Source organism: Streptomyces sp. LARHCF249 (assembly GCF_052871255.1).
Genome location: NZ_JBIXJQ010000009.1, coordinates 73,031 through 95,303, shown reverse-complemented (window position 1 = coordinate 95,303; position 22,273 = coordinate 73,031). Strand labels below are relative to the sequence as shown.

Here is a 22,273-nt window from a genome sequence, read left to right as displayed (position 1 = left end):
GCTGTAGAGCGCGGACGGTCGGCCCGCAGGACTGGGCCGACCGCTCTCTCTTTGGCATGATCCCGGCAGCAACAGACCCGGGGGAGCCCAATGATCCTGACCGTCACGCTCAACACCGCGCTCGACGTCACCTACCGCGTGCCGAGGCTGCTCCCGCACGCCTCGCACCGGGTCGCCGCCGTCACCGAGCGCCCCGGCGGCAAGGGGGTCAACGTGGCCCGCGTACTGGCCGCCCTCGGCCACGAGGTGACCGCGACGGGCTTCGCGGGCGGGCCGGTCGGCGCCGTCGTACGGGAGCTGCTCGCGCGCTCCGCGGGCGTGGTGGACGCCCTGGTCCCCTGCGCGGGCACCACGCGCCGCACGGTGGCCGTGGTCGACGAGAGCTCCGGAGACACCACGCAGTTCAACGAACCCGGCCCGCTGATCACGGCCGCGGAGTGGTCCCTGTTCCTGGACCGGTACGAGGACCTGCTGGCGGCCGGGGCCCGCGCCGTGGCCCTGTGCGGCAGCCTGCCGCCCGGCGTGCCGGTGGGCGCGTACGCGGTGCTCGTACGGGCCGCCCGCGCGGCCGGGGTGCCCGTCCTGCTGGACACCAGCGGCGAGGCCCTGCGCCGCGGGGTCGCCGCCCGCCCCGAGATCATCAAGCCGAACGCCGCCGAGCTCGCCGAGCTGACGGGGTCCCGCGAGCCGCTGCCGGCCACCCGCGACGCCCGCCGCCGGGGCGCCCACGCCGTGGTCACCTCGCTCGGCCCGGACGGCCTGCTGGCCGCCACCGCCGAGGGCGCCTGGCGGGCGGCCCCGCCTCGCGCCCTGGCCGGCAACCCCACCGGGGCCGGCGACTCGGCCGTCGCGGGGCTGCTGTCGGCCCTGGTGGAGGGCCTGGACTGGCCGGAGCGGCTGACCCGCGCGGTCGCCCTCTCGGCGGCCACGGTGCTCGCCCCGACGGCGGGAGAGTTCGACCCCCGCACCTACGAGGAGGTACGGGGGTCGGTGAAGGTCACGGAAGCCGGTTAGGGCCTCACTCCTTCTCGAGCCAGAGCTGGTCGAGGACGACGTCGCACTGGTTGCCCGCCTCGCACGAGATCCTGATCGTGTTCGAGCCCTGCTTGAGCTGCACGATCGAGTACGTGTTGGTCCAGCCCTTGGCCCAGTCGCCCTCGGCGGCCTTGGAGAAGTTCTTCATGTTGACCGGCCGGGTCTGCACCTCGCCGTTGATCGTCAGCGTGGTGTTGGCGTCCTTGCCCGGCACCCCGTAGGTCATCTTCAGCTTGTAGCCGCCCGCCTTGGGCACGTCGAGGGTCCACGTCGCCGCCGCGCCGAGCGCGCTCAGGCCGCCCACGTACTGGCCGCCGGCGCTCTTCGCGCCCGGCACGGTGTTCTGCAGCATGGCGCCGCCCGTGAGGGACATGCCGGCACCCGCGAAGTCCGCCTTCGGCAGCTCGGCCTCGGTGGGCTGAGCGGAGCTGGGGGCGGGGCTCGAAGGCTTCTGGGGGGCGGCGGACTGCTGGTTGCCGCTGCCCGCGGTGTCGCCGGACTTGTCCTTGCCCTTGTCGCCGAAGGCCAGGGCTGCGCCAATGCCGATCGCGACCGCGGCGACCACCGCGACCGCCGCGATCACCAGGCCCTTGCGGCTGGAGCCGCCGCCGCCGTGGCCGCCGTGGCCGCCGGAGTGCGAGATCGCCTGCGTCTGGTGCTGCGGGGGCTGCTGCTGCGGCGGAACGCCGTAGCCGCCCGCCTGGAGCGCCTCCGGGGCCTGGTACTGCGCCTGGTAGGGCTGCTGCGCAGGGCTCGGCTGGTGCGGGACGGGCCCGCGCTGGCCGCCGTACGTCCGCTCACCGACCGTCCGCACCTGGTGGTGGGAGGTACGGGGGACACCGGGCTGCGCGCCGGAATGACCGCCGGCCGCGGGGCCCGGGTAGCCGTATCCACCGCCCGACGTGGGCGGGGCGGCTCCGGCCGCCTGGCCGTCCGCGTAGAGATACCCGAACGGATCGTCGTCCTCGGGCTTGTTCGCCCCACCGTGCGGGCCGTTGTTCGCGGGCGTCGTCATCGCAGGTCACTCCTTTCGACCCCCGGGAGCCTACCCCGAACACGTGCGCTCACGAGCTTCCGATCGCCTCAGCCGGCCCGGCGGTGCGCCTTGGAGCGGGACCTTTTCTCGATGTACATCCGCTGGTCGGCGGAGCGAAGCACCTCGTCCGCCGACATGCCGCAGCTGGCCCAGCCGATGCCGAAACTGGCTCCGACACGCACCGCACGGCCGTCCACCCGGATCGGCGGGATGATCGCGTTGCGCAGCCGGACGGCGAGATCGGCGGCGTCGGCGGCGCCGAGTCCGTCGGCAAGGACGACGAACTCGTCACCACCCAGCCGGGCGACCGTGTCACCGTCCCTGACGCCGGTCGTCAGCCGCCGGGCCACCTCGATCAGGACCGCGTCACCGGTGTGGTGCCCGAACCGGTCGTTGATCGACTTGAAGCCGTCGAGGTCGCAGAAGAGCACCGCGAGCCCCTTCGTCCCGTCGTCGACGTCCGTCGCGGGGGCCACCGTGTGCACGTGGTGGTCGTACGGGCCGTCCGCCTGGGCGGGCACGGCCGCCCCGGGGAACTCGAAGGAGTCGGGCGCGCCGTACCGGTCGGGGCCCGGCCCGTGGCCGGGATCGTGCCCGGCGCCGGGGCCGTCGGGCCGAAAGCCGTGCTCACCGGCACCACCCGCCCCCACCCGCACCTCGTGCCCGTCACGCCCCTCGTAGGCCGCGTCCAGGGCCTCGACCGCGGTGGCCCGTACGGACTGCGGTCTGCGGCACAGCCGCGCGCCGAGCCGGGCCCGCAGCTCGGCGCTGTTGGGCAGGCCGGTCAGCGAGTCGTGGCTGGCCCGGTGGGCGAGCTGGAGCTCGTGGCGCTTGCGCTCCTCGATGTCCTCGACGTGCGTGAGCAGGAACCGCGGCCCGTCGGCCGCGTCGGCGACCACGGAGTTGCGCAGCGAGACCCATACATACGTGCCGTCGCGCCGGCCCAGGCGCAGCTCGGCGCGCCCGCCCTCGGCGGAGGTCCGCAGCAGGGTGCCGATGTCCTCGGGGTGGACCAGGTCGGAGAAGGAGTAGCGGCGCAGGACGGAGGCCGGGCGGCCCAGCAGCCGGCACAGCGCGTCGTTGGTGCGCAGCAGCCGGCCGTGCTGGTCCCCGCCCATCTCGGCGATGGCCATGCCGCTGGGCGCGTACTCGAAGGCCTGCCGGAAGGACTCCTCGCTGGCCCGCAGCGCCTGCTGCTCCCGCTCCAGCCGGACCAGGGCCCGCTGCATGTTCGCGCGGAGCCTGGCATTGCTGATCGCAATCGCCGCCTGGAAGGCGTACATCTGCAGCGCTTCGCGGCCCCAGGCGCCCGGCCGGCGGCCGTTGCGCGGTCTGTCCACCGAAATGACACCCAGAAGTTCCCCGCCGGACGCATACATGGGGGCGTAGAGCCGGTCCTCGGGGTGCCACTCGTCCCGAAACCGCGGTTCGGGGCCTTCCGTGTGCCACTGGGGGACGTCGTCCTCCATGAGGATCCAGCCCTCGGTGTGCGGGATGAAGCGGAGCCCGTCCCAGTTCTCACCCATGGTCAGGCGGCGTTCCCAGGAGGCGCGGGAGCCGACGCGGCCGGTGATGAGGGCCTCTGCGGCGGGGTCGCCGGCGAAGGCGGCGACGACGAGATCACCGTCCGGGCGTACGAGGTTGACACAGGCGAGTTCGTAGCCGAGGCCCACGACGATGCCGTCCACGACGGTCTGCAGAGTGTCCGCCAGGCTCCGGGCCGTATTGAGCTCGGCCACCACCCGGTGCAGCTGCCGCAGGGTCGCAAGACGGACGTACGGCTCCGACTCGGTCTCCATTGCTCGCTCTCCCCGAGACCTCGACAGCAACTCCAGGTTTGTCATCGGCGTTTCGTTGCGGTGTCCCGTCCACTGAATCACAGTGAGCTGTGCGGCAGGTACACAGGGTCAACAAATCTTGCTCTCTGTGACTTAAGTCACATGAGATGAATACGAGTGCCTGGCGGACGGGAAAACGGCTGGGAGCGCTCCCCTCCCTTTCCGAGAGCAAACGATACGCCCGGGGCCTAGGACAAGGGGCGGGGACGCGACTCGGACCAGGGCCCGATGTGCGCGCGGGGAGGCGGGACTAGCGTTCGGGGCGTGCTGAAGACGACCCCTGGACCCACCCCCCTACCCGCCTCGGCCGATGTCAGCCCCCATGCTGAGGGAGTGAGCAACGACGAGTTCCGGGCCGCCATGTCCCGGCTGGCGGCGGGCGTGTGCCTGATCACCGCGCACGAGAACCCCCTGACGGCGGACGGCCCGCGCGGCGAGGACGTCGGCATGACGGCGACCGCCTTCATGTCGGTGTCCCTGGACCCGCCCCTGGTGCTGGTGAGCCTGCGCGAGGGCTCGCGGATGGACGACCTGCTGGCGGAGCAGCCGCTGTGGGCGGTCTCGCTCCTCGCCGACCACCAGCTCCAGGTCGCCGGCCGGTTCGCGATGAAGGGCCGGATCAGCGACCGGCTGCTCTTCGCCGACCTGCCCTGCGTACGCGGCGAGGCCTCCGGCGCCCCGCTGCTGAGCGGCGCACTGGCCACCCTCGAATGCCGTACGGAGAACCGCGTCGAGGCGGGCGACCACACGCTGGTGATCGGCCGCGTCCTGACCGCCGCCCTGCCCTCCCCCGACGGGCAGCCGCTGACGTACTTCCGCGGCCGCTACCGGCACCTGGGGCAGTGAGGCGTCACCCGGGGCGGCGAGGCGCCACCCGTGGCAGCTGGCGCACCCGCCGTGGGTGGCGAGGCGTCACCAGTCGCGGCCGGTGCGGCCGCGCTTGGTCTCGGCCCGCGCCTTCTTCTCGCGCAGCCGCCGCTCGTTGATCCCCCGCGGGATCTTCGTCGCCCGGCGCGGCTTCGGCGGCGGCGCCGTCGCCTCGGCCAGCAGCGAAGCCAGCCGGACCAGGGCCATCTCCCGGTTGCGGAACTGCGAGCGGTGCTCGGAGGCCCGTACGGTCACCACCCCGTCCACCAGCCGGGGGGCGAGCCGCTCCAGCGCCCGCGCCTTCCACACCTCGGGCAGCGCCTTGGTCGCCGCCACGTCGAACAGCAGCTCCACGCGCGAGTCCGAGGTGTTCACGTGTTGTCCGCCGGGCCCCGACGACCGCGAGAAACGCCAGGCGAGCTCGCCCTCGGGGAGCACGACCGAACCGCGGATGACATAGGGACCAGGCATGCCCCCTATGATCCGTGCCCGCCCGCGCCGCGTCACCCTCATTAAAAGAGGCCGCGCGGATTCACCCCGGGAACTTGACCGCCCTCTCGTGGCGTTAGAGGGGTGAGCGGTAATTTGGCCGCCTGTACGTGCATGTCGGATGAGGAAAGGGACATTCCCATGGCTGTCAGCCTGTCCAAGGGCGGCAACGTCTCGCTCACGAAGGAGGCCCCCGGCCTCGCTGCCGTCACGGTCGGCCTCGGCTGGGACGTCCGTACGACCACCGGTGTCGACTTCGACCTCGACGCCTCGGCCATCGCGGTCAACCCGACCGGAAAGGTCGTCTCGGACGGCCACTTCGTCTTCTTCAACAACAAGTCGACCCCGGACCAGACCATCGTCCACACCGGTGACAACCGCACCGGCGAGGGCGCGGGCGACGACGAGGCCATCAACGTCAACCTCGCCGGGCTCCCCGCCGACGTCGACAAGATCGTCTTCCCGGTCTCCATCTACGACGCCGAGGCCCGCAGCCAGAACTTCGGCCAGGTCCGCAACGCGTACATCCGCGTCGTGAACCAGGCCGGCGGCGCCGAGATCGCCCGCTACGACCTCTCCGAGGACGCGGCGACCGAGACCGCCATGGTCTTCGGCGAGCTGTACCGCAACGGCGCCGAGTGGAAGTTCCGCGCGGTCGGCCAGGGCTACGCCTCCGGCCTCACCGGCATCGCGCAGGACTTCGGCGTCAACGTCTGATGAAGGCCTGACTCCGACGGTCCGAGACCGGCGGATTTACGGTGAAGCCCCCTCCCGGCCGTCCGGGGAGGGGGCTTCGCTACCGTTCGACGGGTGATTCTTCAACCGCTCGTCCCCGTGGACGGCGACCTGCCCGGTCCGGTCCTCACCGAGATCGCCGCCCTGTACGCGACGAACCACGCGTTCTTCGAACTCAGCGGCGACTTCCCCGACCCGGACCGCATCACGGTCGAACAGGTCGCGGCCGCCCTCGCCGACGAACTCGCCCACGACGGCGCCGAGGTCCTCCTCGCCCGCTCCGCCGGCCGGCTCGTCGGCCTGGCCGCCACCCTGGCCCACCCGCGCGACCCCGCTTCCGGCGCCCCCGCTTCCGGCGACCCGGCCGCCGAGGACCCGGACCCGTGGATCGGCCTGCTGCTCATCGACGCCACCGCGCACCGCGAGGGATACGGCCGCACCGTGGCCGGCCTGGTCGAGGACCGCTTCCGCGTCGCGGGACGCACGGGGGTACGGCTCGCCGTACTGGCGAACAACCCCGAGGCCCTCGCCTTCTGGCGGGCCCAGGGCTACCGGTTCGTGCGCCGGGCCGAGGACCGCGAACGGGGCCGCGAGTGCACGGTGCTGCGCAAGCCGCTGGTGGCCGAACTCCCTTAGCGGGGGCGCGCCTTCCCGTACAGCCACACGTCCCAGACCTTCTTCAGGTCGTGCCCGGTGCGCTCCTCGGCGTACGCGGTGAACTCGGCCGTGCTCGCGTTCCCGTGCCGGTGCTCGGCGGCCCAGCCGCGCACCAGCGCGAAGAACTTCTCGTCCCCGACCTCCTGGCGGATCCGGTGCAGCACCATCGCACCGCGGTAGTACACCGGGTGCCCGGAAATGTCCTCGGGACCGGGCGGGTCGGCGGGCGGGAAGGCGTACCAGTCGGAGTCGGCGGCCTCGTCGACCCCGGTGTCTCCCGCCAGGAACGCGTCGAACTCCTGCTGCGCCGTGGTCCCGCCGCGGTCCTCGGCCCACAGCCACTCCGCGTACGTCGCGAAGCCCTCGTTGAGCCACATGTCCTTCCAGGACTTCGGCGACACCGAGTTGCCGAACCACTGGTGGGCGAGCTCGTGCAGCACGAGCTCCTCACTGCCGGGCGCGCCGGAGAACACCGGCTTGGTCTGCGTCTCCAGGGCGTACCCGAGGGTCCCGGCGGGCAGCACGATCGCCCCGGCGGTGGTGAAGGGGTACGGACCGAACCGGCCGGCGCCCCACTCGACCATCTCCGGCAGCCGCGCGAGGTCCTCCGCGCTCGCCGCCGCCTCCGCGGGCGCCACCGCCTGGTACAGGGCCACGCCGGACGGGGTCCGCCCGGTCTCCACCCGGTACCTGCCGACGACGGCGGTCGCCAGATAGCTCGCCATCGGCTCCGCGCTGTGCCACGCGAACGCCGTGCTCCCGTCGGCCTGCGGGGTCCGCGCGCGCAACTCGCCGTTCGACACGGCCTCGTAGCCCTTCGGCACCGTGATCGTGATGTCGTACGCGGCCTTGTCGCTGGGGTGGTGGTTGCCCGGGAACCAGGTCATCGACCCCACCGGCTCGCCGACGCCCACGGCGCCGTCCGCGGTGGTGATCCAGCCCTCCCTGGCGCCGTCCGCGTCCGTGAGGGCCTTCGGCCGGCCGGAGTAGTCGATCTCCGTACGGAAGACCTCGCCCCGCTCCAGGTCTTCGGCCGGGCGCACGGTCAGCTCGTTGCCGGTCCGGTTGTACCGGGCCCCCTCGCCCTGGACGGTGACGTCCTCGACCTTCAGGCCGCTGAGGTCGAGGTTGAAGGAGCTGAGCCCCTGCCCGGCGCGGGCGGTGATCACGGCGGTGCCGTGCAGCTGCCCGTCGGCGGGGTCGTAGTCGAGGTCCAGCGCGTAGTGCTCGACCTGGTAACCGCCGTTGCCCGCCTTGGGGAAGTACGGGTCGCGCAGCCCCGACGCGCCCGGCCGCCCCTGCACCGTGTCGCCCGTACACGCCGTGGTGAGGGCGAGCAGGGCGGCAGCGGCAGGGGCGGCCAGGCGGGAGAGCGCACGGTGTTCCACGCGCTCGATCCTAGGCGGGCCGCCGACGCGGACCGGTGGACCGGCGGGCTGCTCGGCGGGCCACTGGGCGGGCTACTTGGCGAGCGCGTCGACGCCGGCCTTGGCGTACTTCTCGTCCAGGTCGCCGCTCGGGGCGCCGGCCACGCCGATGCCGGCGATCGGGGCGCCGTTCGCCTGGACCGGGGTGCCGCCGCCGAGGAAGAGGGTGCCGGGGATGTCCTTCAGGTTCGGGGCCTGGGCCAGGCGGCCCACGAGCACCGAGGTCGGGGCGTTCCAGGACACGGCGGTGAAGGCCTTGCGCTCGGCCGACTCGTAGGACTGCGGGCCCGCGCCGTCGCCGCGCAGGGTGACGATGGTGTTGCCGTTGCGGTCCACGACCGCGACCGTCACCTTCTGGTTCTCGGCCTGGGCGGCCTGCAGCGCGGCCTGGGCGGCGCGGGTGGCGGCGTCGACGGTGAGGTGGGTCGTGGTGGTGAAGTTCTTGTCGCTCACCTCGCTCTTCTTCGCGGCGGCCGCGGCCGGGGCGGAGTTGGCGGCGGGGCTGGCGCTGGCGCTGACGGCACCGAAGGTCCCGGCGCCCAGCGCGACGGCGAGGGCGGTACCGGTGAGAACGCGGGTGCGGGTGTTCATCTCTGCTCCTGAGAACGGTGACACGGTGACGGCATCGGGGCGGTCGGCCCCTGCTCCAAGCCTGAGCCCGAACCCCCCGCCACCCCGTCCCCGTACCGGCTCTCCCCGGCCCACCGCACCGGTTGACCCGGGGGTCATCCGATCGGTCGATGCGGCACCGCTCCGCGGCGGTATTGGCTGGTCAGACCCCACGGCACGAGCACGGCGCCGCAGCTCCACCAAGGCCGATCCAGCGGGGGCCGGGGCGGAGCCCCGGCAGCGGCGCCGCGGCCGACAATGGACGCACGCCCCCCGACCCAGGAGCACCCCGTGAGCCAGACCCCGCGGAACAAGGACACCCGCACCCTGGCCACGGTCGCCCACACCGCGTTCTTCCTCCTCCTCGGCGCCTCCGTGGTCCGCTTCCTCCTCCGCCACCCGGGCGAACCCCGCACCCCGTGGATCATCGCCCTCAGCATCACCCTGGCCCTGCTGTACGTCCTCGGCCCCGCCCTGGGCGGCACCCCACCGCCGCCCGGCACAGCCACCGGCACGGGCACCGGCACCCGCACGCCCGCCCAGCCCCCCGGCCGGCTGCTCTGGCTCGGCCTCGTCGTCGCCACCTGGGTGGTCCTCGTCGTCCTCGCGCCGAGCTTCGCCTGGTGCGCCGTACCGCTCTTCTTCACCGCCCTGCGCACCCTCCCCCCACGCGCCGCGATCGTCCTCGTCGCCCTCCTCACCGTCTTCGTCGTCATCGCCCAGCTGAAGCTGGCCGGGTCCTTCGACCCCAACCTGCTCCTCGCCCCGCCCGCCGTGGCCGCCCTCGCCACCGCCGTCTTCGTCCACATGGAACGCCAGGCCCAGGCCCAGCGCGCGCTGATCGACGACCTGATCCGCACCCGCCGGGAACTGGCCGCCACCGAACGCCGCGAGGGCACCCTCGCCGAACGCCAGCGGCTGTCCATGGAGATCCACGACACCCTCGCGCAGAACCTCTCCAGCCAGCAGATGCTGCTCCAGGCCGCCGACCGCACCTGGGACACCGACCCCGGCACCGCCCGCGCGCACGTCCGTACCGCCACCGGCATCGCGGCGCGCGGCCTCGCCGAGGCCCGCCGCCTCGTCCACGACCTGGCCCCGGCCGAGCTCGCCGACGGCGCCGGCCTCGCCGACGCCCTGCGCGCCCTGGACGCCGGCCCGGACATCGAGGTCCGCTTCCACCTCGAGGGCGGCCCGGCCCCGCTCCCCGACCGCGTCCAGTCGGCCCTGCTGCGCATCGCTCAAGGAGCCCTCGCCAACATCCGCGAGCACTCCGGTGCCCGCACGGCCGCCCTCACGCTCAGCTTCCTCGGCGACCAGGTCGTCCTGGACATCGCCGACGACGGCCACGGCTTCACCGAGCCCCGTACCGACGCCGCCGAACGCGGCCACGGCCTGCCCGCCATGCGGGCCCGCGTCCGCCAGCTCGGCGGCGCCCTGACCATCGAATCCACGCCGGGCGAGGGCACCGTCCTCTCCGCGGCCATCCCCCTGGAGCCGGCCCCATGACGACGATCCTGCTCTGCGACGACCACGTCGTGGTCCGCGCCGGACTCCTGGCCCTGCTCGGCAGCGAGCCCGACATCGAGGTGCTCGGCGAAGCGGGCAGCGGCGAGGAGGCCGTCGCCCTGGCCGCGAAACTCCGCCCCGACGTGGTCCTGATGGACCTCCAGCTGGGCGAGGGCATCGACGGCGTCGAGGCGACCCGACGCATCACCGCCACCCCCGACCACCCGCACGTCCTGGTCCTCACCACGTACGACACGGACGCGGACATCACCCGGGCCATCGGCGCGGGCGCGACCGGCTACCTCCTGAAGGCGGAACGCCCCGAGGAGCTGTTCGCCGCGATCCACTCGGCCGCGCAGGGCCGCACCACCCTCTCCCCGCCGGTGGCCAGCCGCGTCATGGCCCACATGCGGGGCACCCGCCCCACCCTGACCGACCGCGAGCTGGACATCCTGGGCCAGCTGGCCCGTGGCCTGGGCAACCGCGACATCGCCCGCGCGCTGTTCATCAGCGAGGCCACCGTCAAGACCCACCTGGGCCGCATCTACGACAAGCTCGGCGTCGACACCCGCGCCGGCGCGGTCTCGGTCGCCAAGGAGCAGCGCCTCCTGCCGTCCTGACGCGCCCCTCGCCCGCCTCGCCCGTCGCGCCCCTCGCACCGCCGGGGACGGGGGCGGCCCCGGACCGTGACACCATCGGGTACGTGCTCGACATCGGCTACTCCCTCTCCCGGCGCTTCCCGGACCCCCCGCAGACCGACTACCGCTCGGCGGACGTCCACACCCTGCGCCACGACCTGTTCTGCGGGGACGTCTACCTCGCGGACACCGACAAGGACCGGGAAGTGTCCACAGCCTGGGGATGGGTGCCGGTACTGGACTTCGCCTGGGCCCTGTGCGACATCGTCGAGCAGCTGGACCAGGACCCGCGCGGCAACCGCTCCGCCCACCGCCAGTACGCCGAGATCGACTTCACCGAGTCCACGGACCGCATGCTCTTCGAGCGCCGCTTCGGCTGGGTCGACATCGAGGCCGACTGGATGCCGGGCGACGAGGACCCGCTTACCTTCAGCCACCGGCTGCTGCGCCGCGAGGCCCGCGACTTCCTCCACGACCTCATCGCGGACCTCGTCGACATGCACGAGGGCCTCGCCGACAACCCGGCCGTCTGGATGCTCCAGTCCCGCTTCCCCCGCGTCCCGGCATAGCCCCTACGGCAGCACCCGCAGCCCCAGCTGCGCTGCCAGCGCCGGGGCCAGGTCGAACAGCTGCGCCGGGCTGATCACCGCCCCCGCCAGCGCGTCCACCCCGCGCGCGATCCCCAGCTCGGCAGCAGCCCGCAGGTCCACGTCGGACATCCGCACCCCGGAGAAGTCCGCCCCGCGGAGCACACAGTCCCGGAACTCCACCTTCCCCCTACGCCCTGGGGGCGTGGGGGGACCCCCACCAGCACCGCCCCCGCGAAGTCCGGCTCCACGAGCACGCACCCCTCGAAGACCACGTCCCGCAGCCGGGCCCCGCGCAGGTTCAGGTAGTCGATCTTGCCCCCGCGCACCACCACCCTCTCCAGCACCGCCCCGTGCATCCGCACCCCGCCCAGCCGGGCATCCACCAGTTCCACGTCCCGCAGCGAGGCCTCCGACAGGTCGGTCCCCACCCCCCGGACGCCGTCCAGCACCGAGTCCAGGATCCGCGCCTTCGCCAGCCCCGCCCCGTCCAGCACACACCGCCGCACCGCGCAATCCATGAAACGGGCCCCGGTCCCCTCCTGACCCGCCAGGTCCAGGTCCGCGAACTCCAGCCCGTCGTAATCCCCGTCCGGCTCCAGCTCACCCCCCTCCCACACCACCGGCTCCGGCAGCCGCACCTCCGGCCGCCGCGCCGCCTTCACCGTCTCCTGCTGCCGTTTGCACGCCATCGCCCCATCGTGGCCCACCCCACCGACAAACCCTTGACCTCAACCACGCTCGAGGTCCGAGGCTTGCCCTATGCCCACTCACTCGACCGCGCACATGAACGCCGTCCGCCTCCACGCCTTCGGCCCCGCCGAGAACCTCGCGTACGAGGCCGTCCCCACCCCGGTACCCGCCCCCGGCCAGGTCCGCATCGCCGTGGCCGCCGCCGGGGTCCACCTCCTCGACACCGTCCTGCGCCAGGGTGTCCGGGGCCCCGCCCCCGCGCTGCCCGACCTTCCGACGATCCCCGGCCGCGAGGTCGCCGGCACCGTCGACGCCCTCGGCCCGGGCACCGACCCCGCCTGGCTCGGCCGCCGGGTCGTCGTCCACCTCGGCTTCGCGCCCGGCGGCTACGCCGAGTACGCCGTCGCCGACGCCGAGCGCCTGCACACCGTCCCCGACGGGCTCGACCCCGCCCAGGCCGTGGCCGTGATCGGCACCGGCCGCACCGCGCTCGGCATCCTCCAGTTCGCCGACCTCGGCCCCGCCTCCACCGTCCTGATCCCCGCCGCCGCGGGCGGCATCGGCACCCTGCTCGTCCAGTACGCCAGGAACGCCGGCGCCACCGTCATCGCCCTGGCCGGCGGCCCCGCCAAAACCGCCCTCGCCGCCTCCAACGGCGCCCACCTCGCCCTCGACTACACGGCCCCCGGCTGGGCGGACGCCGTACGCGCCCAGTACCCCGGCGGCGCGACCCACTTCTTCGACTCCGTCGGCGGCGACACCGCCCGCACCGCCCTCGGCCTGCTCGCCCCCGGCGCCCGCCACCTCGTCTTCGGCTGGTCCGAGGGCCCGCTCACGCTCACCGACGCCGAACGCGCCGACCTCACCGCCCGCTCCATCACCACCCGCACCGTCCTCGGCCCCGCCATGCTCGAGGCCGTCGGCGCCCCCGACCCCCTCCGCGTCCTGGAGACCCGCGCCCTCGCCGAAGCCGCCACCGGCCGCCTGCGCCCGGCCCTCCACCGCGTCCCCCTCGCCGAGGCCGCGGCCGCCCACCACGCCCTGGAATCCCGCGCGACCACGGGCAAGGTCGTACTCGAGCCGTGAACCGCCCCGCGACAGGGCCCCCATGTCACTTTCCCGGGAGCTGTCCTGTCCTACCTCCAGAACCACCCACCGGACACATCCACCGGAAGCCTGGAGGCCCGACATGACCGCCCGCATCTCGCTCACCCCGCCCCGCACCCTGCTGAACCGCATCGGCTCCTGGTACTCCCGGCGGATGTACGGCGAGGTCCTCGACCCCGGGCTCGCGATCGGCCACAACCCGAAGGTCCTGCTCACGTACGTCAAGCTGGAGCGCTCCGTCGCCAAGTGGAACGCGCTCGACCCGGCCCTGCGGCATCTCGCCGTCATGGCCACCGCCGCCCGGATCAACTGCTCCTGGTGCATGGACTTCGGCCATTGGGAAGGCAGCGAACTCGGCCTGCCGCTCGACAAGATCTCCCAGGTGCCGCAGTGGCGGGACCACCGCGAGGCCTTCACCGAGCTGGAACTCCAGGTCATGGAGTACGCCGAGGCCATGACCGAAACCGAGCCGGGCGTCACCGACGCGCTCGCCGAAGCGCTGCTCCGGCGGCTGGGCGAAGCCGCCTTCGTGGAACTCACCGCCACGGTCGCCCTGGAGAACTGGCGCTCCCGGATGAACAGCGCCTTCGGCCTGACCAGCCAGGGCTTCTCCGAAGCCTGCGAGGTACCGTCGCGTACGTGATCGAAATCGCCGACTTCGAACAGCACCGACCGATGCTCTTCGGCATCGCCTACCGGATGCTCGCCAGCGTCGCGGACGCCGAGGACCTGGTCCAGGACACCTGGCTCCGCTGCAGCCAGGTATCCGGCCAGGTCGACAACCCGGGCGGCTACCTGGCCCGTACGATCACCAACCTCGCGCTCAACCGGCTGACTTCGGCGGCCGCCAAGCGCGAGCAGTACGTCGGCCCCTGGCTGCCCGAGCCGCTGGTCACCGTGCCGGACGCCACCGGGGACATGGAAGTGGCCGAGTCGGTCTCGCTCGCCATGCTGGTGGTGCTGGAGAGCCTCTCACCGCTGGAGCGGGCGGTCTTCGTACTCAAGGAGGTCTTCGGCTTCTCCTACCGGGAGATCGCCGAGACGCTCGACCGCACCGAGACCGCGGTACGCCAAGTCGGCTCCCGGGCCAAGTCGCACGTCCGGGCCCGTCAGCCGCGCTACGCGACCCCCGCCGAGGTGAGGCGCCAGGTCACCGACGAATTCCTCGCCGCGTGCCTCGGAGGCGACCTGAACCGCATGCTGGAACTGCTCGCCCCCGACGTCACCGCATGGAACGACGGCGGCGGAAAGGTCAAGGCAGCCCTGCGCCCGCTGCACGGCGCCGAAAACGTGGCCCGCTTCCTCGCGGCCGTACTCGCCCAGCCGATGGACAACCCGCACCTCACGGCCGTCGACGTCAACGGCTGCCCGGGCCTGCTGCTCACCACGGCCGGAAAACCGGACACCGTCGCCTGCGTGGAGGTCGAGAACGGCCGGATCACCGAGATCCGGGTCATCCGCAACCCCGACAAGCTCCGCCACCTGGCCTGACCCGCCGGACTCCGGCGCACGTCACCGCGCTGCGGCCAGCTCCCGCAGCGCGTCGTCCGTGAGGCGGTTCACGGTCCACCCGTCCATGGGCACCGCACCCACCGACCGGTAGAAGTCGATCGCGGGCGCGTTCCAGTCGAGGACCGACCACTCCAGCCGGCCGTACCCCCGCTCCACGCACATCCGGGCCAACTCCCGCAGCAGCGCCTTGCCGTGGCCTCCGCCGCGGGCGGACGGGCGGACGTACAGGTCCTCCAGGTAGATGCCGTGCACGCCGCGCCACGTCGAGAAGTTGAGGAACCACACCGAGAAGCCGACGGCCTCGCCCTGCGCCGACTCCGCGATGTGCGCGAACGCCGCAGGCCGCTCCCCGAACAGCGCCTCCCGCAACTGCTCCTCGGTCGCACGCGCCTCGTGCGGGACCTTCTCGTACTCCGCGAGCTCGCGGATCATCGCCCGGATGACGGGAACATCGGCGGCTTCAGCATTCCGGATCATCCCCGCACCCTAAACGGCCGTCCCGCCGGCGCACGCGGCCCGGTCAGGACGCAGCTCCGCACCCGGCCTGGTTCAGCGGGCGCGGGCCCAGCAGCTCCTGCGCCACCGCCACCTGCTCCGCGTCCAGCCGCTCCTCCCCGTCCTCGAGGTCCCACAGGCAGTTCTGCAGCACCCGGCCCAGCGTCCACGCCCTCGCCCGGTCGCGATCCAGTCCCACCACCTCCGTCAGCAGGTCGAAGCGCCACCGCACCTCCTGCACGCGGAAGTTGTTCACGATCGCCGGCAGCAGCTCGAACCCCGGGTCGCCGGACAGCGGCTTCGGGTCGATCGCCAGCCACGGCTCCCGGCCCGCCGCGAGCACGTTGTCGTAGTGCAGGTCCCAGTGCAGCAGCCGGTCCCCCGGCTCCCCGGCGACCTCCGCCACCGCCGCCGCGCACGCCGCGAGCAGCCGCCGCTCCCGCACGTCCGCCACCTGCCCGAGCGCCTCCGGCACGTCGTCCAGCATCCCGGCGGCCATCGCGCCGAGCCCGCGCATCCCGGCCGGCGCCGGGACCGCCGTCAGCCGTGCCAGCAGCTCACCGACGACCTGGACCGCACGGCGCGCATCCCGCTCCGCGAGCGCCGACAAGTGCCGCCCCTCGTCCAGCCGTTCCAGCAGCAGCGTGCCCGTCTCCCCGTCGTGCTCCAGCAGCCGTACGGCGCCCTGCCCGGCCCACGCGCGCAGCGCGGCCGGCTCCCCGGCGCTCTCCTCGTCCACCTGCGGCAGCTTCAGCGCCGCCGCGCTCCCGTCGGCCCGCACCACCGGCAGCACCAGCGCCGTCACCCCGTGCATCACCGGCCCCGTGCGCCGCAGCTCCCACTGCTCCAGGAAGCGCGCCGCGCGCGCCGGCAGGGCGGCGATGAACTCGCGCCCCGCGTCGCCGTTCCACCTGATCTGCGCCTGGACGAGACCGTCCGGGATCTCCGCGATGTCCACCACGAGCCGACCCTACGACCCCGCCACCCGTCCCACACCGACCATCCGGTCCGGCATCCCTCCCCGAAACACGACAACCAGTCCCTGGACGCACCACCGGAACGGCGTGTACCAACTCCCCCATGACGATCAACGGCGGCATCTCCTTCTGGTACGCGACCGACCGCACCGCCCCCGCCACCCCACCGCGCGCGCCCCTCACCGCCGACGCCACGGCCGACGTCGTCATCGTGGGCGGGGGCTACACCGGCCTGTGGACCGCCTACTACCTGAAGACCGCCGCCCCCGATCTCCGCGTCACCGTCCTGGAGCAGAAGTTCTGCGGCTACGGGGCCTCCGGCCGCAACGGCGGCTGGCTCTACAACGGCATCGCCGGCCGCGACCGCTACGCCGCGCTCCACGGCCACCAGGCCGCCCAGCGCCTCCAGCAGGCCATGAACGACACGGTCACCGAGGTCATCGACGTGGCCGCCAAGGAGGAGATCGACGCGGACATCCACCGCGGCGGCGTCCTCGAAGTGGCCCGCACCCCCGCCCAGCTCACCCGCCTCAAGGCCTTCCACGCCGCCGAACTCGCCTTCGGCGAGACCGACCGCGAGCTCCACGACGCCACCGCCACCCGGGCCCGCATCGACATCGCCGACGCCGTCGGCTCCAGCTGGAGCCCGCACGGCGCCCGCATCCACCCGCTGAAACTGGCCAGGGGCCTGGCCGCCGCCTGCGAACGGCTGGGCGTGGTGATCCACGAGTCCACCCCGGTGACCGAGATCGCCCCGCGCCAGACCGTCACCCCCTACGGCACGGTCCGCGCCCCGTACGTACTGCGCTGCACGGAGGGCTTCACCGCCGCCCTCAAGGGCCAGAAGCGCGCGTGGCTCCCGATGAACTCCTCGATGATCGTGACCGCCCCGATCCCGGAATCGACGTGGCAGCAGCTGTCCTGGTCGGACTCGGCGCTCCTGGGGGACATGGCCCACGCCTACATGTACGCCCAGCGCACCGCGGACGGCCGCATCGCGATCGGCGGCCGCGGGGTCCCGTACCGCTTCGGTTCGCGCACGGACAACGACGGGCGCACCCAGCCGGCCACCATCGCGTCGCTGCGCGACCTGCTCTTCTCCTTCTTCCCGGTGCTCACCGGTACGGAGATCACCCACGCCTGGTCGGGGGTCCTCGGCGTGCCGCGGGACTGGTGCGCCACCGTCACCCTGGACGCCGCCACCGGCCTGGGCTGGGCGGGCGGCTACGTCGGCTCCGGCGTCGCCACCGCCAACCTCGCGGGCCGCACCCTGCGCGACCTGGTCCTCGGCGACACCACGGACCTGACCACCCTCCCCTGGGTGGGCCACCGCGTCCGCCGCTGGGAGCCGGAACCCTTCCGCTGGCTCGGCGTCCAGGCCCTGTACGCCGCCTACCGCCGGGCGGACCGCCACGAAACGACCAGCCACACCCCGACGACGACCCCCCTGGCCCGCCTGGCCGACCACATCTCGGGCCGCCACTGACAGGACGCCCGGCACTCCGCCCGCCTGGCCCTAAAAAACTAAGGCCAGGCCACACATCATGTGGCCTGGCCTTTCCCGGGCCCCCTGTCGGATTCGAACCGACGACCTACGCATTACAAGTGCGGTGCTCTGGCCGGACTGAGCTAAGGAGGCATGCACTCACGCGCCGGATTTCCGCGCGCACGGAGCGGCTTCACTCTACACAGCGGGCGATTCCCGAAGCCATCACGTTGTGAATCGATGCCCGCGGGGTGCTGACAGGACGCGGGCGGGCGGGTAGCGTCGAGCGGAGTCCAGGCGACTGGACTAGACCTTCCACTCGGATCGTCCGGCACGTTCCTGCCGGTAGAAGGGATTCATCACCCATGGCTTCTGTCACTTTCGACAAGGCGACCCGTCTGTACCCCGGCGGCGACAAGCCCGCCGTCGACCAGCTGGAGCTGGAGATCGAGGACGGCGAGTTCCTCGTCCTCGTCGGCCCCTCCGGCTGCGGCAAGTCCACCTCGCTGCGCATGCTCGCGGGCCTGGAGGACGTCAACGGCGGCGCCATCCGCATCGGTGAGCGCGACGTCACGCACCTGCCGCCCAAGGACCGGGACATCGCGATGGTGTTCCAGAACTACGCGCTCTACCCGCACATGTCCGTCGCCGACAACATGGGCTTCGCGCTCAAGATCGCCGGTGAGGACAAGGCCACCATCCGCAGGAAGGTGGAGGACGCGGCGAAGATGCTGGACCTGACCCAGTACCTCGACCGCAAGCCGAAGGCGCTCTCCGGCGGCCAGCGCCAGCGCGTCGCCATGGGCCGGGCCATCGTGCGCAAGCCGCAGGTCTTCCTCATGGACGAGCCGCTGTCGAACCTCGACGCCAAGCTCCGCGTGTCCACGCGTACGCAGATCGCGGCGCTCCAGCGCGACCTCGGCATCACGACCGTCTACGTCACCCACGACCAGGTCGAGGCCATGACCATGGGCGACCGCGTGGCCGTCCTGAAGGACGGGCTGCTGCAGCAGGTCGACACGCCGCGCAACATGTACGACCGCCCGGCGAACCTGTTCGTCGCGGGCTTCATCGGCTCCCCGGCCATGAACCTGGTCGAGGTCCCGATCACCGACGGCGGCGTGAAGTTCGGCGAGAGCGTGGTGCCGGTGTCGCGCGAGGCGCTGTCGGCCGCGGCCGACGCGGGTGACCGCACCGTCACGGTGGGCGTGCGTCCGGAGCACTTCGACATCGCCGAGAGCGGCGGTCTGACGATCGTCGTGAACGTGGTCGAGGAGCTCGGCGCGGACGGCTACGTGTACGGCTCCACCGACAAGGCCGACGGCGCGCAGGACCTCGTGGTCCGCGTGAACGGCCGCCAGGTGCCCGAGAAGGGCTCGAGCCTGCACGTCGTGCCCCGGGCCGGCGAGATCCACGTGTTCTCGACCTCCTCCGGCGAGCGGCTCTCCGACTAGTCGGCCGCAGCGGGATGTTGAAGGGGCGCCCCCGCCGGGGGCGCCCCTTCGTCGTGCAAGAACCCCGGCAGAGCGGTCCATTCGGCCCGATCCGTCAACCCTTAATTCGAAAAGCCACGTCGAACCATCCCCCGACCGGGTGACTGAATGTCGCCAAATCTTCACCGAGCGCTACTCTCGCCCTCGTGACCCACACTGCCCGCCGTATCGGCCGTTCCCTCGCCCTGGTCCTGCCCGTCGTCCTGGTCCTGTCCGGGACCCTCGCGGTCACCATGGTCCCCTGGGCGGACACGTCCTCCTCCCAGATCCTGACCGCCTCCGCCGAGGACGTCTCCGTCCCCGCCAAGCCGCGCCCCGCGCCGCACGAAGTGCTGCGCGACACGCTCGTCGGCGAGATCCAGCAGGGCAAGGAGCCGGGTGACGTGCTCACGCACCTCCAGCAGGAGGTGGACAAGCGGCCGTCGCTGGCGGCGCACTGCGTGGGGATCGCGCGGGCGCTGGGCCGGGCCGCGGTCGACGCGTACGGTCCGACGAAGGCGCAGTCCTTCGCCCGTCCGGTGTGCGACACCTCGTACGCGTCGGGTGTCGCCTCCATGGGCTGAGGCGCGCCGCGTCCCTACCCTGGCCTGCATGACCGACACTCCCCGATCCGACTCCCCCGCCCCTCCCGCCCCTCCCGCCCCTCCCGCAGCCGCGTTCCCCGCCGCCCCCACCCAGGCCGTCGTCCTGGCGGGCGGCCAGGGTTCGCGGCTGCGTCCGTATACGGACGACCGCCCGAAGCCGATGGTGGAGATCCCGGGGACGGGGGTGCCGATCATCGGGCACCAGCTGGCCTGGCTGGCGTCGGAGGGGGTGACGGACGCCGTGGTCTCGTGCGGGCACCTGGCCGGCGTCCTCCAGGAGTGGCTGGCCCAGGCGGAGTTGCCGCTGCGGGTGACGACGGTGGTGGAGGAGGAGCCGCTGGGGCGGGGCGGCGGCCTGAAGTACGCGGCGCGCCACCTCCCGCACCCCGACCGGTCCTGGTACGCGACGAACGGTGACATCTGGACGCGGTTCTCGCTGCGGGAGATGGCCGCGTTCCACGCGGAGCGGGGTGCGGTGGCGACGCTGGCGCTGGCCCGTCCGCGGATCCCGTGGGGGGTGGTGGAGACGAACGAGTTCGGGCAGGTGCTGGACTTCATCGAGGCTCCGCCGTCGCCGTATCCGGTCAATGCGGGCGTGTACGTCTTCGGGCCCGAATTCGCGGCGCTGCTGCCGGACTTGGGGGACCACGAGCGGACCACGTTCCCGCGGCTGGCGCGGGAGCGGCGGCTGGCGGGCTTCCCGCTGCCGCAGGGGGCCTACTGGCGGGCTATCGACACGGCGAAGGACCTGACCGAGGCGGCACGTGAGTTGGCGGCGCAGACGGCCTCCTGAGCCTTTTCGTACGCCTGATCCCCTTCGCATGTTGTACGCATGCTCTTACGATGCTTCGCGCGCTCGGAACGCGCGGAGGGGCCCGGCACGCCGTGCGTGCCGGGCCCCTCCGCTGTCGGTGCCGGTCGGTTCCGGTCGGCCTGGTTCAGCCGAGGAGGCCTCCGACCAGGCCGGGCTGCTTGGTCGGCGTGCTGCTGCCGCCGGTGGTGCTCCCCGAGGAGGTCGGCGACTTCTGCGGGGCGGTCTGGCGCGGGGTGCTGCGGGGGGTCTGCTTGCCGGTGGTGCCCTTGGTGGCGGTGGGCGATTCGGAGCCGGTGCCGGCGGTCTCCCGGGCGGGGCCGCCGGAGGCGCCCTTGCCGGACTTCGCGGCGGGCTCGGAGGCGCTGGCCGAGGGCTGTGCGGGCTTGGCCGGCTGCTGCGCCGACTGCTGCTGCCTGGCCGGTTCCTGCGGGAGCGGGCGCCCGGGCAGGTAGTTGCTCGGGGCCTGTCCGGGCCCGGGGACGGTGACGACGGTGGTGGAGCGGACGGCGCCGCCGAGGAGGGAGCCGATGAGCAGGGTGAGCCCGCAGATGACGCTGGCCATGACGGCTCCGCGGCGCAGGACGCGCCGGCGCAGCCGCCAGATCTCGGAGCGCGGTCCGAGGGTGCGCCAGGCTTCGCCGGCGAGGCGTCCGTCGAGGGAGTAGACGGGGGCGCCGGCGATGATCAGCGGGCTCCAGGCGGCGAGGTAGATGATGTCGGGCGCGTCGTAGGCGGGGACGGTCTTCCAGCTCACCGTCATCAGGAGGGCGGCGGAGAGCAGTGCCCCGAAGCAGGCGGCGAACCGCTGCCAGAGGCCGAAGACGGTCAGGACGCCGACGATGACCTGGAGGAAGGCGACGCTGAGGCCCGCGCCGACGGGGTGGGCGAGGGCGAAGTCGCGCAGGGGTTCGGCGAGGGCCCAGGGGTGGAGGGTGTGCAGCCAGGTGACCATGGAGCCGCGTTCGCCGCCGTCGAAGTAGACGGGGTCGCACAGCTTGCCCATGCCGGCGTAGATGGAGATGAAGCCGAGGAAGACGCGCAGCGGGAGCAGCACGACGCCGAGGTTCATCCGGCGGCCGGGGTAGTAGGAGGCCTGGCCGCGCGCGTCGGTTCCGGTGCGCCGGCTGTCGGCGCCGGGGTCGGGTGCCCCGCCGCCGTAGCCGGGCCCGTGCGGCAGGTCCCGTACGGCGGCCAGGGGGCGGGTCTCGGCGGGGTCGCCGTAGGTGCGCTGGCCGATGACGGTGGGTGTGGCGAGGGTGTTGTCGGCGAGGTCGTGGGCCAGGTCGATGCGCGGGATGACCTGGGTGGCGCCGCCGTCGTACTCGTCGTTGCCGCGGCCGGCCTCGCGTACGGCCTGGAGGAGTCCGCCCATGGCCGCTCCGTCGCCGGGGGCGGACTTGCCGCTCCAGACGACGGGCGCTCTGCGGCGGGTGGCTCCGGCCGCGGCGACCACGGCGCCGCCGAGGACGGGGGCGCGGCCGGGGGCGTTCGCGGGCTTGGAACGCGCGCTCGGGCTCGGTGCGAGCCGCACGCGGAAGCTGGCGTGGTTGACGATGACCTGTGCGGGGTCGCACGGCACCTTGACCATGCTCAGCGCGGGCTGGTCGTCGAACCCTGACGTTCTGGTGTCCACACTCATCTAACCGAGTGATCAGTGTTTAGGACACTGCCTTGACAGCAGGGAT

The 22,273-nt window shown here is 73.0% G+C and carries 22 protein-coding genes, 1 tRNA gene and 1 pseudogene; 14 read left to right on the top strand and 10 right to left on the bottom strand.

All coding sequences use genetic code 11. The features are described from left to right. The first annotated feature begins 90 nt into the window (after positions 1 to 90). A complete protein-coding gene (locus ACIPUC_RS25405) occupies positions 91 to 1,014 on the top strand; it encodes a 1-phosphofructokinase family hexose kinase (protein WP_446592400.1) in 924 nt (307 codons plus the stop codon). Between the two features lie 4 nt (positions 1,015 to 1,018). Here the strand turns inward: ACIPUC_RS25405 and ACIPUC_RS25400 are convergent, their stop codons facing one another. Both ACIPUC_RS25400 and cdgB read right to left on the bottom strand, forming a co-directional pair. After that, positions 1,019 to 2,050: a CBM35 domain-containing protein gene (locus ACIPUC_RS25400; RefSeq protein WP_446592399.1), complete on the bottom strand. Its 1,032-nt coding sequence runs from the start codon at positions 2,048 to 2,050 to the stop codon at positions 1,019 to 1,021. A 68-nt stretch (positions 2,051 to 2,118) separates the two neighbouring features. Beyond that, positions 2,119 to 3,870 (bottom strand): diguanylate cyclase CdgB, encoded by a 1,752-nt coding sequence (gene cdgB, locus ACIPUC_RS25395; protein ID WP_446592398.1) that lies wholly within the window; start codon positions 3,868 to 3,870, stop codon positions 2,119 to 2,121. A 303-nt stretch (positions 3,871 to 4,173) separates the two neighbouring features. Here cdgB and ACIPUC_RS25390 point away from each other — a divergent pair, with 303 nt between their 5' ends. Further along, entirely contained in the window at positions 4,174 to 4,755 is a 582-nt protein-coding gene (locus tag ACIPUC_RS25390) for a flavin reductase family protein (RefSeq protein ID WP_446592397.1), read from the top strand. 66 nt (positions 4,756 to 4,821) lie between these two features. On the opposite strand, the gene arfB is transcribed toward ACIPUC_RS25390, so the two are convergent. Continuing rightward, complete coding sequence (arfB, locus tag ACIPUC_RS25385) at positions 4,822 to 5,247, bottom strand: alternative ribosome rescue aminoacyl-tRNA hydrolase ArfB (RefSeq protein ID WP_446592396.1); 426 nt, start codon at positions 5,245 to 5,247, stop codon at positions 4,822 to 4,824. Positions 5,248 to 5,406: 159 nt separating this feature from the next. Between arfB and ACIPUC_RS25380 the strand changes: the two genes are divergently transcribed. Together ACIPUC_RS25380 and ACIPUC_RS25375 are read left to right on the top strand one after the other, a co-directional pair. Beyond that, positions 5,407 to 5,982, top strand: coding sequence for a TerD family protein (locus ACIPUC_RS25380; RefSeq protein WP_030718836.1), 576 nt, complete (start codon positions 5,407 to 5,409; stop codon positions 5,980 to 5,982). Positions 5,983 to 6,075: 93 nt separating this feature from the next. After that, positions 6,076 to 6,636, top strand: a complete 561-nt coding sequence (locus ACIPUC_RS25375) for a GNAT family N-acetyltransferase (protein ID WP_446592395.1) — start codon at positions 6,076 to 6,078, stop codon at positions 6,634 to 6,636. Here ACIPUC_RS25375 and ACIPUC_RS25370 read toward each other — a convergent pair. Further along, on the bottom strand, positions 6,633 to 8,045 hold the full coding sequence (locus ACIPUC_RS25370) for a M1 family metallopeptidase (protein ID WP_446592393.1): 1,413 nt from the start codon (positions 8,043 to 8,045) through the stop codon (positions 6,633 to 6,635). The genes ACIPUC_RS25375 and ACIPUC_RS25370 overlap by 4 nt on opposite strands. Positions 8,046 to 8,117: 72 nt before the next feature. Continuing rightward, complete coding sequence (locus tag ACIPUC_RS25365) at positions 8,118 to 8,675, bottom strand: GlcG/HbpS family heme-binding protein (protein ID WP_446592392.1); 558 nt, start codon at positions 8,673 to 8,675, stop codon at positions 8,118 to 8,120. Positions 8,676 to 8,951: 276 nt separating this feature from the next. On the opposite strand from ACIPUC_RS25365, the gene ACIPUC_RS25360 reads away from it, so the two are divergent. From ACIPUC_RS25360 to ACIPUC_RS25350, 3 genes are all read left to right on the top strand, one after another. Then, positions 8,952 to 10,202: a sensor histidine kinase gene (locus tag ACIPUC_RS25360; RefSeq protein ID WP_446592391.1), complete on the top strand. Its 1,251-nt coding sequence runs from the start codon at positions 8,952 to 8,954 to the stop codon at positions 10,200 to 10,202. Beyond that, positions 10,199 to 10,822 (top strand): response regulator, encoded by a 624-nt coding sequence (locus tag ACIPUC_RS25355; protein WP_446592390.1) that lies wholly within the window; start codon positions 10,199 to 10,201, stop codon positions 10,820 to 10,822. The genes ACIPUC_RS25360 and ACIPUC_RS25355 overlap by 4 nt, the downstream gene beginning before the upstream one ends. Positions 10,823 to 10,905: 83 nt before the next feature. Further along, positions 10,906 to 11,409: a hypothetical protein gene (locus tag ACIPUC_RS25350; RefSeq protein ID WP_446592389.1), complete on the top strand. Its 504-nt coding sequence runs from the start codon at positions 10,906 to 10,908 to the stop codon at positions 11,407 to 11,409. A gap of 3 nt (positions 11,410 to 11,412) precedes the next feature. On the opposite strand, the pseudogene ACIPUC_RS25345 reads toward ACIPUC_RS25350, so the two are convergent. Continuing rightward, positions 11,413 to 12,119: pseudogene (locus ACIPUC_RS25345) on the bottom strand (pentapeptide repeat-containing protein). 94 nt (positions 12,120 to 12,213) lie between these two features. On the opposite strand from ACIPUC_RS25345, the gene ACIPUC_RS25340 reads away from it, so the two are divergent. The 3 genes from ACIPUC_RS25340 (at position 12,214) to ACIPUC_RS25330 (ending at position 14,718) form a co-directional block, all read left to right on the top strand. Beyond that, the gene (locus ACIPUC_RS25340) at positions 12,214 to 13,206 is read left to right on the top strand and encodes a zinc-binding dehydrogenase (RefSeq protein WP_446592660.1); all 993 of its coding nucleotides are present in this window, start codon (positions 12,214 to 12,216) and stop codon (positions 13,204 to 13,206) included. A 103-nt stretch (positions 13,207 to 13,309) separates the two neighbouring features. Continuing rightward, entirely contained in the window at positions 13,310 to 13,870 is a 561-nt protein-coding gene (locus ACIPUC_RS25335; protein ID WP_446592388.1) for a carboxymuconolactone decarboxylase family protein, read from the top strand. After that, the gene (locus tag ACIPUC_RS25330; RefSeq protein ID WP_446592387.1) at positions 13,867 to 14,718 is read left to right on the top strand and encodes an RNA polymerase sigma-70 factor; all 852 of its coding nucleotides are present in this window, start codon (positions 13,867 to 13,869) and stop codon (positions 14,716 to 14,718) included. Before ACIPUC_RS25335 ends, ACIPUC_RS25330 begins: the two co-directional genes overlap by 4 nt. 21 nt (positions 14,719 to 14,739) lie before the next feature. On the opposite strand, the gene ACIPUC_RS25325 is transcribed toward ACIPUC_RS25330, so the two are convergent. Both ACIPUC_RS25325 and ACIPUC_RS25320 read right to left on the bottom strand, forming a co-directional pair. Continuing rightward, entirely contained in the window at positions 14,740 to 15,216 is a 477-nt protein-coding gene (locus tag ACIPUC_RS25325; RefSeq protein ID WP_446592386.1) for an N-acetyltransferase family protein, read from the bottom strand. A 43-nt stretch (positions 15,217 to 15,259) separates the two neighbouring features. Further along, positions 15,260 to 16,195 carry an aminoglycoside phosphotransferase family protein gene (locus tag ACIPUC_RS25320; RefSeq protein WP_446592384.1) on the bottom strand — a complete coding sequence of 312 codons (936 nt, stop codon included), beginning with the start codon at positions 16,193 to 16,195 and terminating at the stop codon, positions 15,260 to 15,262. A 119-nt stretch (positions 16,196 to 16,314) separates the two neighbouring features. Between ACIPUC_RS25320 and ACIPUC_RS25315 the strand changes: the two genes are divergently transcribed. Beyond that, a complete protein-coding gene (locus ACIPUC_RS25315) occupies positions 16,315 to 17,697 on the top strand; it encodes an NAD(P)/FAD-dependent oxidoreductase (protein WP_446592382.1) in 1,383 nt (460 codons plus the stop codon). Between the two features lie 78 nt (positions 17,698 to 17,775). Here ACIPUC_RS25315 and ACIPUC_RS25310 read toward each other — a convergent pair. Next, a tRNA-Thr gene (locus ACIPUC_RS25310) sits at positions 17,776 to 17,850 on the bottom strand. 212 nt (positions 17,851 to 18,062) lie between these two features. Here ACIPUC_RS25310 and ACIPUC_RS25305 point away from each other — a divergent pair. The 3 genes from ACIPUC_RS25305 to ACIPUC_RS25295 all read left to right on the top strand — a co-directional run bounded on the left by ACIPUC_RS25305 (position 18,063) and on the right by ACIPUC_RS25295 (position 20,567). Then, the gene (locus ACIPUC_RS25305) at positions 18,063 to 19,151 is read left to right on the top strand and encodes an ABC transporter ATP-binding protein (protein WP_446592380.1); all 1,089 of its coding nucleotides are present in this window, start codon (positions 18,063 to 18,065) and stop codon (positions 19,149 to 19,151) included. Between the two features lie 185 nt (positions 19,152 to 19,336). Then, entirely contained in the window at positions 19,337 to 19,753 is a 417-nt protein-coding gene (locus ACIPUC_RS25300; RefSeq protein WP_069921294.1) for a hypothetical protein, read from the top strand. A gap of 28 nt (positions 19,754 to 19,781) precedes the next feature. After that, entirely contained in the window at positions 19,782 to 20,567 is a 786-nt protein-coding gene (locus ACIPUC_RS25295) for a nucleotidyltransferase family protein (protein ID WP_446592378.1), read from the top strand. Between the two features lie 145 nt (positions 20,568 to 20,712). On the opposite strand, the gene ACIPUC_RS25290 is transcribed toward ACIPUC_RS25295, so the two are convergent. Beyond that, entirely contained in the window at positions 20,713 to 22,227 is a 1,515-nt protein-coding gene (locus ACIPUC_RS25290) for a DoxX family membrane protein (RefSeq protein ID WP_446592377.1), read from the bottom strand. Between the last annotated feature and the right edge of the window lie 46 nt (positions 22,228 to 22,273).

Coding starts and splice junctions, on each gene's coding strand:
- ACIPUC_RS25290 (WP_446592377.1), bottom strand. CDS start 22,227: ATGAGTGTGGACACCAGAACGTCAGGGTTCGACGACCAGCCCGCGCTG.
- ACIPUC_RS25340 (WP_446592660.1), top strand. CDS start 12,214: ATGAACGCCGTCCGCCTCCACGCCTTCGGCCCCGCCGAGAACCTCGCG.
- ACIPUC_RS25405 (WP_446592400.1), top strand. CDS start 91: ATGATCCTGACCGTCACGCTCAACACCGCGCTCGACGTCACCTACCGC.
- cdgB (WP_446592398.1), bottom strand. CDS start 3,870: ATGGAGACCGAGTCGGAGCCGTACGTCCGTCTTGCGACCCTGCGGCAG.
- ACIPUC_RS25325 (WP_446592386.1), bottom strand. CDS start 15,216: ATGATCCGGAATGCTGAAGCCGCCGATGTTCCCGTCATCCGGGCGATG.
- ACIPUC_RS25380 (WP_030718836.1), top strand. CDS start 5,407: ATGGCTGTCAGCCTGTCCAAGGGCGGCAACGTCTCGCTCACGAAGGAG.
- ACIPUC_RS25305 (WP_446592380.1), top strand. CDS start 18,063: ATGGCTTCTGTCACTTTCGACAAGGCGACCCGTCTGTACCCCGGCGGC.
- ACIPUC_RS25360 (WP_446592391.1), top strand. CDS start 8,952: ATGGACGCACGCCCCCCGACCCAGGAGCACCCCGTGAGCCAGACCCCG.
- ACIPUC_RS25365 (WP_446592392.1), bottom strand. CDS start 8,675: ATGAACACCCGCACCCGCGTTCTCACCGGTACCGCCCTCGCCGTCGCG.
- ACIPUC_RS25335 (WP_446592388.1), top strand. CDS start 13,310: ATGACCGCCCGCATCTCGCTCACCCCGCCCCGCACCCTGCTGAACCGC.
- ACIPUC_RS25295 (WP_446592378.1), top strand. CDS start 19,782: ATGACCGACACTCCCCGATCCGACTCCCCCGCCCCTCCCGCCCCTCCC.
- arfB (WP_446592396.1), bottom strand. CDS start 5,247: ATGCCTGGTCCCTATGTCATCCGCGGTTCGGTCGTGCTCCCCGAGGGC.
- ACIPUC_RS25400 (WP_446592399.1), bottom strand. CDS start 2,050: ATGACGACGCCCGCGAACAACGGCCCGCACGGTGGGGCGAACAAGCCC.
- ACIPUC_RS25315 (WP_446592382.1), top strand. CDS start 16,315: ATGACGATCAACGGCGGCATCTCCTTCTGGTACGCGACCGACCGCACC.
- ACIPUC_RS25355 (WP_446592390.1), top strand. CDS start 10,199: ATGACGACGATCCTGCTCTGCGACGACCACGTCGTGGTCCGCGCCGGA.